General features: G+C 45.4%; 14 protein-coding genes. 6 read left to right on the top strand and 8 right to left on the bottom strand.

Going from position 1 to position 11,252, the window contains the following annotated elements:
- The 4 genes from BKD12_RS15750 to BKD12_RS15735 form a co-directional block, all read left to right on the top strand.
- The coding region (locus BKD12_RS15750) for a helicase-like domain-containing protein (protein WP_330385639.1) at nucleotides 1–1,747 on the top strand (1,747 nt) is incomplete at its 5' end.
- Between the two features lie 128 nt (nucleotides 1,748–1,875).
- A complete protein-coding gene (locus BKD12_RS15745; RefSeq protein ID WP_070090300.1) occupies nucleotides 1,876–2,214 on the top strand; it encodes a DUF6664 family protein in 339 nt (112 codons plus the stop codon).
- Nucleotides 2,215–2,292: 78 nt separating this feature from the next.
- On the top strand, nucleotides 2,293–2,628 hold the full coding sequence (locus BKD12_RS15740; RefSeq protein ID WP_070090299.1) for a DUF6664 family protein: 336 nt from the start codon (nucleotides 2,293–2,295) through the stop codon (nucleotides 2,626–2,628).
- Nucleotides 2,629–2,954: 326 nt separating this feature from the next.
- Nucleotides 2,955–3,578, top strand: coding sequence for a type III toxin-antitoxin system ToxN/AbiQ family toxin (locus BKD12_RS15735; protein WP_070090298.1), 624 nt, complete (start codon nucleotides 2,955–2,957; stop codon nucleotides 3,576–3,578).
- 421 nt (nucleotides 3,579–3,999) lie between these two features.
- Here BKD12_RS15735 and BKD12_RS15730 read toward each other — a convergent pair whose 3' ends face one another.
- Both BKD12_RS15730 and BKD12_RS15725 read right to left on the bottom strand, forming a co-directional pair.
- Nucleotides 4,000–5,298, bottom strand: a complete 1,299-nt coding sequence (locus tag BKD12_RS15730; protein WP_002586625.1) for a tyrosine-type recombinase/integrase — start codon at nucleotides 5,296–5,298, stop codon at nucleotides 4,000–4,002.
- A 107-nt stretch (nucleotides 5,299–5,405) separates the two neighbouring features.
- Nucleotides 5,406–6,071, bottom strand: coding sequence for a helix-turn-helix domain-containing protein (locus tag BKD12_RS15725; RefSeq protein ID WP_002586624.1), 666 nt, complete (start codon nucleotides 6,069–6,071; stop codon nucleotides 5,406–5,408).
- Between the two features lie 181 nt (nucleotides 6,072–6,252).
- Here BKD12_RS15725 and BKD12_RS15720 point away from each other — a divergent pair, with 181 nt between their 5' ends.
- Both BKD12_RS15720 and BKD12_RS15715 read left to right on the top strand, forming a co-directional pair.
- Entirely contained in the window at nucleotides 6,253–6,468 is a 216-nt protein-coding gene (locus BKD12_RS15720) for a helix-turn-helix domain-containing protein (protein WP_002586623.1), read from the top strand.
- Between the two features lie 234 nt (nucleotides 6,469–6,702).
- Nucleotides 6,703–8,139 (top strand): MobA/MobL family protein, encoded by a 1,437-nt coding sequence (locus tag BKD12_RS15715; protein WP_002586622.1) that lies wholly within the window; start codon nucleotides 6,703–6,705, stop codon nucleotides 8,137–8,139.
- Nucleotides 8,140–8,192: 53 nt separating this feature from the next.
- Here BKD12_RS15715 and BKD12_RS16590 read toward each other — a convergent pair whose 3' ends face one another.
- The 6 genes from BKD12_RS16590 to BKD12_RS15690 form a co-directional block, all read right to left on the bottom strand.
- Nucleotides 8,193–8,360 carry a cysteine-rich KTR domain-containing protein gene (locus tag BKD12_RS16590; protein WP_074141147.1) on the bottom strand — a complete coding sequence of 56 codons (168 nt, stop codon included), beginning with the start codon at nucleotides 8,358–8,360 and terminating at the stop codon, nucleotides 8,193–8,195.
- A 1-nt stretch (nucleotide 8,361) separates the two neighbouring features.
- The gene (locus BKD12_RS15710) at nucleotides 8,362–8,754 is read right to left on the bottom strand and encodes an arsenate reductase ArsC (protein WP_070090297.1); all 393 of its coding nucleotides are present in this window, start codon (nucleotides 8,752–8,754) and stop codon (nucleotides 8,362–8,364) included.
- Between the two features lie 2 nt (nucleotides 8,755–8,756).
- Nucleotides 8,757–9,134, bottom strand: coding sequence for a thioredoxin family protein (locus tag BKD12_RS15705; protein WP_059003093.1), 378 nt, complete (start codon nucleotides 9,132–9,134; stop codon nucleotides 8,757–8,759).
- Between the two features lie 18 nt (nucleotides 9,135–9,152).
- Entirely contained in the window at nucleotides 9,153–10,166 is a 1,014-nt protein-coding gene (locus BKD12_RS15700; protein ID WP_070090296.1) for a permease, read from the bottom strand.
- An 89-nt stretch (nucleotides 10,167–10,255) separates the two neighbouring features.
- The gene (locus BKD12_RS15695; RefSeq protein ID WP_002586618.1) at nucleotides 10,256–10,564 is read right to left on the bottom strand and encodes an ArsR/SmtB family transcription factor; all 309 of its coding nucleotides are present in this window, start codon (nucleotides 10,562–10,564) and stop codon (nucleotides 10,256–10,258) included.
- Between the two features lie 127 nt (nucleotides 10,565–10,691).
- Nucleotides 10,692–11,069: a TnpV protein gene (locus tag BKD12_RS15690; protein ID WP_002586617.1), complete on the bottom strand. Its 378-nt coding sequence runs from the start codon at nucleotides 11,067–11,069 to the stop codon at nucleotides 10,692–10,694.
- Nucleotides 11,070–11,252: the final 183 nt, after the last annotated feature.

Genomic DNA, 11,252 nt, shown 5'->3' with positions numbered 1-11,252 from the left:
TTTCCTACCTTATGAACTTTATACCATGCAGCGCTATCTGCAGTATGGAACATTGGCGGAGAAAAACTTACAGCATTTTGACGCATGGGCGTCTACTTTTGGGGAGACTGTGACTGCTCTGGAGATTGCACCGGAGGGGAACGGCTACCGGCTGAAAACACGGTTTGCCCGGTTTTACAACCTGCCGGAACTTATGCAGATGTTCCGGGAAGTGGCTGACATCCAGACGGCAGATATGCTGAATCTGCCTGTGCCGGAGGCAGAATACCGGGTGGTAAAAGTAAAACCTACCGAATTGCAGGAAGAAATGGTGGAAGAACTGGGAAACCGTGCGGAGAGAGTGCGGAACAATGAAGTCAATCCAAGGGAAGACAACATGCTCAAGATAACCAATGACGGGCGAAAACTGGCTCTGGACCAGAGACTTTCCAACCCGCTCCTGCCGGATGATCCGGGGAGCAAGGTCAACGCCTGCGTGGAAGAAATTTACCGGCACTGGGAAGACGGAAAAGAGAAAAAGCTGACGCAGCTTGTGTTCTGTGACCTGTCCACACCAAAAACAGACGGCACATTCAGCGTGTACAATGACATCCGGGAGAAACTTCTGGCAAGGGGAATCCCGCCGGAGGAGATCGCCTTTATCCATGACGCCAATACGGATGTGCGCAAAAAGGAACTATTTTCCAAAGTCCGGCGGGGCGCTGTCCGTATCCTTATGGGCAGTACGTTTAAGATGGGCGCAGGCACGAATGTGCAGGACCGGATCATTGCCAGTCACGACCTGGACTGCCCGTGGCGTCCACGGGATCTGGAGCAGAGAGCGGGCAGGACCATCCGGCAGGGAAATCAGAACCCGAAAGTAGAGATCATCCGGTATGTGACAGAAGGAACCTTTGACGCTTATCTCTATCAGACCATTGAGAACAAGCAGAAATATATCAGCCAGATCATGACTTCCAAAAGTCCGGCCCGGAGTGTGGAGGACATAGACGAAGTGGCTCTGTCCTATGCGGAGATCAAGGCGCTTGCCACCGGAAACCCGCACATCAAAGAAAAGATGGATCTGGATATACAGGTATCCAGGCTGCAGCTATTAAAGCAGAGCTTTCTGAACCAGAAATATGAGATGGAGGATCAGGTGGCAAAACATCTTCCGGCACGGATCAGAGAGCAGGAGACATGGATCACGCAGTATGAGGCAGACATTGCCCAGGTCAAGGCGCACACACCGCTGGATCGGGAAACCTTTCCAGTCATGCAGATCGGGGATCACTCTTACACGGAGAAAAAGGAGGCAGGACAGGCAATTATTGACGCCTGCAAAGCCATGAAATCTCCGGAGCCTGTGTTACTGGGGGCTTATCGTGGACTTTCGATGGAGCTGTCCTATTCTTCTGTCGGCCAGGAATTTGTGATTGCGTTACATGGAAAAGGAACTTATAAAGTGCCGCTTGGAACGGACATTTATGGAAATATCACAAGGCTTGACAATAAGATGAATGAGCTGCCGGACAATCTTTCCCGTTGCCGGGAACAGCTTGAGACGGCAAAAAGCCAGTTGGAGACAGCGAAAGTGGAGGCGCAGAAAGAATTTCCGCAGGAAAAAGAACTGGCAGAGAAAGTGGCACGGCTGGGGGAACTGAACGTGCTTCTGGATATGGATAAGAAAGACCGGGTTGTGATGGAGGAAGAACCGGAAACAGAGGAAATCGAGCCGGAACGGGAAAAAACGGCCTGGGTGCGGTAAGAAAAGCGGTATCGGGAGACTGATACCGTGGTACATAGCCTGCCTGATGTGCGAACAGCAGAAACGCACAATCGCCGGGAGAGGCAATCTCTGCTATAGTGGCAGAGGAAAGGAGGGAAAGAAAGGCTATGAAGATAGCAGAGATCGATACGGATGATCTGCCGATCTGGATGTGTGCTGTCGTAGATACCGTCAGTGAGAACTGCAAAAAGCGCCTGAAAACGTCCCCACAATACAGCCGGATTGTAGAGGAAAGCGACAAACTTCTTTCCCAATATCCGTTTATTTCCACGCTGATCGACCGGGATAAAATCGAAACGCCGATGAATCTGACGCTGGAACAGACAAAAGCACTGTCCAGATTTCTCGCATTGGACGCAGACCGGGAAGATTATGAACGGATACAGCTTTATCTCATGGGATGTCAGCATACCATAGAAGTGCTGCAGCTACTGGAACTTTTGTAGGAAATAGCAGACTGGATTGTAGAAAGATTGAAAACTGGATATAGTAAGAAATGAGAACAGATTAGCAGAACAGAGAGGATGAACAGTTTGGAGAAGACAGATTTTTATGATCTGGTGGAGCGGATCAAAGACAGTTTTATGGAGATCGACAGCGATATCATGGTGGATCTGAAAAAACAGGACGAGGACTATGCCAATATGTGCCAGGAACTGGGAGAGATGGAGAGCAGATATCCGTTTATTCTGGAAGTGACAGAAGGGAGTGGAGCCATCAGCCTTACTGCCGAGGAACATGAAATTGTGAGGCAATATATGAGCAGGATGTTTGAGAAAGAGACGATAGAACGCTGCCAGATCTATTTCCGGGGGCATACGGACGGATATGCGTATCTGAAAAAGATCGGGGCAATCTAAAAAAAATCTTGTAATTTTTAAATTATCGCATATACTATTATATACACGCAGACACAAGTAGGAGCAGCGAGGGTATCTTGACATCAATGTGAAAGCGTGTATAATTATAATTAAAGAAAGGCGATTCCCTGCCTTAGTAATCTTTGAGATTATGAAATGGGAGACGATAACGTGTGGTGATTCTCCACCAAAGGCGTTGAAGTGAGAGACGATAAAGATTTGGTGATTCCCTACCGAAGAATATAATCTTTGAGATTATGAAATGGGAGACGATAAGGCTTATAGGGGAAGCAAAATGCTTCCCCTATATTTTTAGGAGAAGTACAATGAAATTCAAAGAGTTTAAAATTGTTCAGGTAGATTTAAATTATTTGCAGGCACTGCATGATGTCGATAGTGAAGTAATGTATAGAAGAAGTGCGGATTACGCAAAAAAGCCATTTCTGGGAATATTGGTAACAAATCATGACAGAAAATATGTAATACCGCTTACTTCTGCAAAAGAGAAACACAAATCCTGGGCAGATGTACATCAATCATATTATAGGATATATGAAATTATTGATATGCGGACGGCTGTTTATGATGACAAAGATATTATTGTGAATGTTACAAACACTGCAGCATTGGCAAAAAAAGGCGTTCCAGCAGAAGATTTTGACTACTATAAGAAACGAATCCTTTCTATTCTTGAGATTAAAAAGATGATTCCAGTGATAGATGGAGTGTTTTCTTATGTGGATTTAGAGTTGACGTCAGATATACCAAAAGACGAGCATGACTGGCGGGTATTGACATATAAAGAGTATGCTTTTTGTAAAAATGTGCAGGATGGCATTCGACAAAAAGCAACGAAAATATATGAAAAGCAGATAAAAACTGGAAAAGTCCTTAAATTCCATTGTGATTATAAAAAGTTAGAGTCAGTAGCGGATTCGTATCGTATTTAACTACATAAGTAAAAATAAAATAAAAACTTATAGTACATAGCCGGATGGTTTTCAAGAAAAGAAGATCATCCGGCTATTTTTATGCCCGGATATCAGAAATAACTTATGGAATATCCAATCACGGGCAGGAAAGGAGATGATATTTATGCCTTATGTTGCGCCGGAAGTGGTGCAGAGAGAGAAACAGATCGACCTGCTGACCTATGTAATACAAAAATCTTAGAATTGTCATCATCTTAAAGAATAGTATGTATTCACAGATAGAAAGAAGTATGGTAAAGTTGTCGTAGAAACAAATTGGAATTTAACTATCTAATCCTCAAAAACCATTGATTTTTCAAGGCTTCACGCCTGTTTTTCATTCAAACCTTATCTGTTTGCCCTTGTTTTTGCCCTTACGAGCCGAAACAAGGGCAACTTTTTATTCCCCGCCGACCACCTTATCCAGCAGCCTTGCGGAAGTGCGCTTCGCTTCCCTTGTAGAGTGAGCGTAGATGTTCATTGTGGTACTGACATCGGAGTGTCCGAGAAGTTCCTGCACATCTTTCGGCTTTGCGCCGCCGGAAAGCAGATTGCTTGTGTAGGTGTGACGGAGCGTGTGGAAATGGAAATCTTCAAGCCCTTTCACTTTCTTCTTTGCCGCCCTGCACATAATCCCTACCGTACTCGGCGCTTCATACGCCCCGTCTGCTCTCAGGCAGACAAAGGAGATTTCCTTGTAATCCTCCGGGACTTCCTCTGTCCTTTGCAGGCTGTAAACCTCATAATAGGTGCGCCCTTTTTCCTTTACTTCTTTGTAGTAGTTCAGGTGATAAAACTCCCCGTAGCGGAAACGGTTTTTGCGCTGTTCTGTTCTCGCCGCCCGCAGGATTGCCGCCAGCGTGTCGCAGAAATCAACGGTGCGGACTTTGCTCCGTTTTGTCGTTCCCACTTCGGTTGTGTGCCTTGTTCCGTTATAGCGCATGCTTCGGCGTACCGTGAGATATTGTTCCTCAAGGTTAATATCCTGCCAAGTCAAGCCGCATACTTCCCCGATACGAAGCCCCGTGTAGTACGCTATCTGCACAGGCAGCAAGGCGGGATTATCTTTTGCCTTGAGAAATTCCTCCAGCTTTTGGAACTGTTCATGGGTGATAGTAGGAATACTGGAAGTATCTTCCTCACTGTCCGAGAAAATATCCGTTTCCTGCTTCCTGCCCCTCAGCTTCACATACTGCATAGGGTTAAAGGTAATCAGTTTTTTCGGGAAAACCGCAAAGCGGAAGGAATTTTGCAACACCGCCGAGAACAGGAGCATATATCCTTTGCTCATGGGCTTTGAAGTTGTCCCGTCCGGGTTTGTCCCACCGTAGCTCAGAAAATCAATGAACGCCTGCAAATGGTCGGCGGTCACGGTTTTCAGCTTGCGTTTGCCAATGGGATATTGCTTGATACGGTTGACCGTTCCCTGATAGGACATGACCGTCCCGTTGCTTAAGTTGCCGGGTTTCAGTTCTTCCTCTACCCACATATCCAGCATATCGCCTACCGTGATGTTTTCCGCTTTCCCGACAAACTGCTTTTCCTCATAGTCCGCTATCGCTTTGCGGAGCATGGCTTCTGTTTCCGCCTTGCTCTCTGTGCCTGCAAACTCTTTCTGCACTTTTCTGCCGCTTTCATCTTCAATATAAAAGCGTCCGTACCACTTTTTGCCTTTCTTTCTTACAGAACCTTTTGCCATAGATAAAAAACTCCTTTCTATCCGTGGCAATCGGGACTGTGACATATGGTGTGCGTAAAGTAATTGTGTCACTTCCGCCAGTGAAAGTCAACTGGCGTCTTTACTTGTCAAGGTGCCACGGAATTTTCTTTTTCGGAAAGCCTTTCTTCGGCTTCCTCCACTATCCCGAAAAGTGCGCCCATCGACATTCTTGTGCGCCCCTCATCGTGGATATGTAAAATCCCGTCTAAAAACCGTTTCATATCCTCAATCGGTACTTCCATCTTCTTGCGGTATACCTGTTCCATGATTGCCCCGGACTCTATGGCGTACCGTCCAAGAGACTCTTTCAGCCCTTTGTCCTCCGCCACACGGTCAACTTCCTCCATAGCATCAGCAAAGTAGCAGGTCATAACCGTATACAGGTCAACCATCTTGCCGAGAAATGTCGTGAGAAGCTGCTGGTGCGGCTCGCCCTTTACTGTATAGGAAACTGTGTCCAGATATTTCCTGATGTGTTCCTCAATATCCCGCTGGCAAAGAGTATAGGTGTCATATTCCTTATCATCGGAAAGACCTGTCAGCCATTCGGGAGTTGTGAGCAACGCTTCCGCAAGACCGTTGATAACCATTGTGCGCTTCGGATCAACTCCGTCCGCTTCATACCGCTGAATGGTGGATTTGTTCACGCCTACACGCCTGCCAAGTTCCGGCATGGTAATGTTTAACTCTGTGCGGCGTTCCTTAATCCTCCTACCGACCTGTTTTGCGGTGAATGTGGTTTCTTTTTTCAAGGTGTTCACCTCCTGACTGGTATCAGTATAACACACCGATACTTATTTTGCAACCTTTATCTCAATGAAAGTTGTAAATAAACTATGAATGGTTGCAAAATAGGTTGACAAGAGATGGCAGAATAAGTATAATGATAAAACAGTAGTTGCAAAATGAGTATTCTAAAAGGAGGTTGATAGAATGAGCGCAGTCAAAATGGGACTTACCATAGAGGAAGCCGCAGAATGTACGGGTATCGGCAGGAACACCATGCGGAAGCTGGTGGAATGGGGAAAGCTGCCCGTCCTCAAAGTGGGGCGCAAGACCATTATCCGCAGGGACACGCTGGAACGGTTTCTGACGGTCAATCAGGGAAGAAATCTTCTGAAGCCCGATGATGTCCGCAGAGTGGAATGACCATCCATTCTCTTTTCGGAAAGTAACCCTAAGCCCTCGGCGTTTGAGAGCGAAATACACCCCTCGCACAAATCTTCGATTTGTACTCCGGGTATTTCGCCCTTGCAGGGGGCTTCCGTATCAACCGCCTGCGGCGTATGATACGGGGCTGTCACCGCTGCCGCAGCGACAGCCACAACCGTAAACGGTTGCAAAAAAAGGACGCACCTTGACAACAGAAAACGGAGATGATGTATGCCGAGACACAGTTTTATCCAGATGTCAAAACTGCCCAATGTCAAAGGGCGAATATCGTATATTACAAGCCATGCAAGGCAGGAAAATCTCTATGCCACCTACCGCACCGCCGACAGCACCTTTTGGAGCAACCTTGCAAGGGAAAGCCAGCAGGAGTTTCAGCGCAGCGGCACAGAGGGCAAATGTATCGAAGCAAGGGAACTGATTATCGCCTTGCCCGAAATCTATACGCAATACGAGCCGCAGCAGGTACTCACGGACTTTACAGAGGAGTTCCGCAGGCGGTACGGTGTGGAGTGCGTGTCCGCCCTCCACCACAACAAGCGCAAGACAAATTATCATATCCATCTGATTTTCAGCGAGAGGAGGTTGCTCCCCGAACCTGATGTAAAGGTTGCTTCCCGCAGCGTGTTCTTTGACGAGACTGGAAAGCGTGTCCGCACCAAAAAGGAAATCACGGGGGAGGACGGGCAGATACGGAAAGGCTGTACCGTCATCAAAAAAGGCGAGGTATACGAAAGCCATCTGTTTACTACCAAAGATACACGCTTTAAGGGAGAGCCTTTTCTCCGAGAGATAAAGGAAGTGTATACAGAACTTATTAACTGCCATATCTCCGATCCTGAGCAGCACTTAAAGGTATTTGATAAAAACAGCGTCTATCTTCCGGCCAAGAAAATCGGCAAAAATAATCCCAAAGAGGACGAAATCAAAGCCGATAATGCCGCAAGGCAGGAATGGAACAGGACAGCGGATATGGCGTTATTATCAGGTATCTCCGAAGCAAAGATTTTAGAAGTCAAGCAGACAGAGATACACGAAAAGGCGAGCCAGTCTATCAAAAGCAAGGGCTGGCTGCCGGGTCTGTTCCGCAGTATCGTAAACAAGGCTAAGGACTTCCTGCAAAACTTAATCCGTGAACACGATATGCCGCCGAAGCCTGTCCTTGAAATAGATATGGCAGAGTTCCGTACCATGCAAAAGCTGATGATAAAGGCGCAGGATAAGGCGAAAGAAATCCGGCATTTGCAGGATACGGTACTTCCGAAGCTGAAACAACAGCTTGCCGATACAAAAGGGATTTTCAAGGGTAAGGAGCGCAAGGCGCTCACAGAGCAGATACAGCGGACAGAAAAGGAAATCGCTGAAAAGCTGGATAAACTGCCCGATGTTCTGAAAGAGGACGGTTATCCCGATGTGCAGGCGTACATGGCAACCTACCGTAAGGCGGAGGCTGTTGTGGAGCAGTTCAATCGTGACCTTGCCGCATGGGAGCAACAGGTCAGGGAAAAACAGAAACCCGCCAAAAAAGAGCAGGCAAAGCCGCCTGAACGAGAGAGCGTGCTGAAACGCCTGCGTCAGCTTCAGGCGGAGGGTAAGCAGAGAAACCAGCCGAGACAGAGAAAGAAATCCTTTGACAGAGACAGCCGATAGGCACGAAAAACCGCCGCTATGGTATCACCCATGCGGCGGCATACATAAAAATCTTATTTGTGTTCTGCAAGCGTGACTTTCATATCCTGAGCATTGATGCTTGTTTCCTTTTTGCACTTCGGACAGTAGAGAGGGAAGTTTCTTAATTCTGTATCTTCCCGTATCATTGTGCGAGTTTTATTGCCGCAGATAGGGCAATATATCCATTCTGTGGCTTTCATGTTACTTTTCTAATTTCAAGTCTTTTATTTTTTGAGATATTCTCTCAATGACCTGTATAAAACATTCATCACTTTTGCCCGTCGGATCGGGAAGACCCCAATTATCATCAAATGCTCTACCGATATAGGGACAGCCGACATCACACCCCATTGAAATCGCAATATCAGGCGTGGGGATTTTATCAATCGTCTTGCTATACTGGCTTTTCTCCATATCTATCCCATAAAGCTGTTTCATAAGCCGCACAGCATCCTGATTGATTTGTGGTTTTGTTTCTGTTCCAGCAGAATAGAAATCAAACTTATCTCCCGCCAAATGTTTTCCAAGTGCTTCTGCAATCTGACTGCGGCAGGAGTTATGCACACAAATAAAGGCTACCTTTTTCTTATCCATCATTAAAACCCCAGCTTGTGCAGCAGAGCAACTACATCAACGGCTTTCAAAACCTTGCCCATAGCAACAACCTTTTCATTGACAACAAGGGCAGGCATACTCATAACCCCGTATTCCATTACTTTCTGCATGTCGGTAATGTATTCGACCTCTACGGAAAGTCCCATATCCTTTACCGCCTGTTTTGCGTATTCAAATTGTTCGTGGCAGGATTTGCAACCTGCCAACACTTTGATACAGCAGATTTCTCCCTCTTTCAAATCAGGACAGCAATCGTTTGTAATGCTTTCTGCTTCGCTGGCAGCACAACCACAGCTACAAGCGCAAGCAGGTGTTTTCTTTTCTTCTTCCTTTTTCTTTCCAAAATTAAATAATGCCATAATAATAACCTCCTAAAATTAAACAATTAAATATTGTATTGCGTTGAAAAGATAGCCTACAATAATAATACCAGCGGCACATATTCCAATGAAAATACCGAGCAGTTTCGGCTTAACTGCTTTGCGAAGCATAATTATTGAAGGGAGCGAGAGCGTTGTAACGCCCATCATAAAGGAAAGCACAACGCCGAGCAAAGCACCTTTTGCAAGCAGGGCTTCTGCAATCGGGATTGTACCGAAAATATCCGCATACATCGGAATACCTACTATCGTAGCAAGAATTACGCCAAACGGATTATTTTCGCCAAGTGCTTTGACAATAAATTCTTCAGGAATCCAGTTGTGAATGAAAGCACCAATGCCCACGCCAATCAGAACATAAGGAGCAACCTTTTTAGCGGTTTCAACAACCTGTTCCCACGCAAATTTCATACGGTCTTTGAAATGCAGCTCCTCCTGCGGAACATCAATTGAGTGACCGTTTCGGATATATTCTTCCACTTGATTATCGAGGTGCAGCTTTTCAATTATCGTTCCGCCAGCCACAGCGATTACTAAACCGAATATTACATATAAAACAGCAACTTTCCAGCCGAAAATACTCATCAGTAAGACAAGGCTTCCGAGGTCAACCATCGGCGAAGAAATCAAAAAGGAGAATGTAACTCCAAGTGGTAAGCCTGCGCTTGTAAATCCGATAAACAGCGGAATAGAGGAACACGAGCAAAACGGTGTTACCGTACCGAGCAGAGCTGCGATGATATTCGCCCATATGCCGTGAAATCTGCCGAGTATCTTTTTTGCTCTTTCGGGCGGGAAATAACTTTGAATATACGAGATAATCAAAATCAAAACGCCAAGCAGTACCATAATTTTTATGGTATCATAGATGAAAAACTGAATACTCGCTCCTATTTTGCCCGTGGTATCTAAACCGCAAGCGTTCAAAATTGTTTCAATGAGACGATTCAGCCAGTTCATACCGAGGACTTCATTTTGAAAAAAGTCCCAAATTGTTTTTAGTGCCTCCATAAAAAGCTCCTTTCATATAGTCATATTGAAATATGTCGATTTAATATTCCGAATATAAGTCGTGCGGAAAAGCATTCAAATAAACTTCCTCACTTTTCACAGCACGACTTATTTTCGCTTTCAACATCAAGTGTTGTCAACTGCCGCAAACATTCTTTTGCCTGTTCCACACCTTTTTCTGAAATAGAATAGTGTGTCCATTTTCCCTCTTTGCGCCCGACAACTATTTCAGCGTCACAAAGAATTTTCATATGGTGGGAAAGCGTAGGCTGCGTGACATTGATTTCTTCTAGCAACTTGCAAGCACATTTTTCACCTGAACGCAGCAGTTTTATAATCCTAATGCGGTTTTCATCACAAAACGCTTTGAAAATTGCCGCAATTCTTTTTTCATCCATCTCTCTCAATCACCTCCTATAGATAAATGTCTATGTGTTATTATATGCAACACATAGAAAAATGTCAATATATTTTTTTGATTTAAGTGAAACAGCGGTAGGAAAACTAAATCCTACCGCTGTCTTCTTATGCAAAGATGATTTCTTTTTCCACAATCTCCTTTGCACACGCCCGTATGTTATTCATTCTCTGTGTCCATTCCAAAGCGTTTTCCGCCTTTAACTGCTCCGTAATACCCTGCACCCGTTTCATCTGCTCTGTGAGCCTTTCCATGCGTTCCTGCGCCTGCCTGTCGATGTCAGCAAGGTAATTGTTCAGTCTGCCGCTTGTGAACAAGGTTATGTAGGTGGCTCGGCGGTATTCTTTCAGATACCGCAAGTGCCGCTGTCCCCACAAACCAATAGGCTGTTCTTTTTCGGCTGGTAAGATAAGACATGGGATATAATAATCTCCTTGCAGTTCATACCACAGACCATTTTTATCATCGTAAATGTACTTGTCCATTGAAAAATCCTCCGTTATAATATATTCGCACATACATCACAGTTCTCCGATTGCCACACTTTGTTATATCTTGTTATGAGATTTTCTTGCCCTTGTATTTGCCCTTATGAGCAATGAGGGAAAGAGTAAACTTGTGTGTAACCGTATAAAGAGATAAGGCAGACACATTGCGATAAATCCTTT

This window comes from Merdimonas faecis (assembly GCF_001754075.1).
In the GTDB taxonomy this organism is placed as follows: domain Bacteria; phylum Bacillota; class Clostridia; order Lachnospirales; family Lachnospiraceae; genus Merdimonas; species Merdimonas faecis.
Note: the sequence above shows the minus strand (reverse complement) of the source record. Positions and strands in the feature narration are given on the sequence as shown.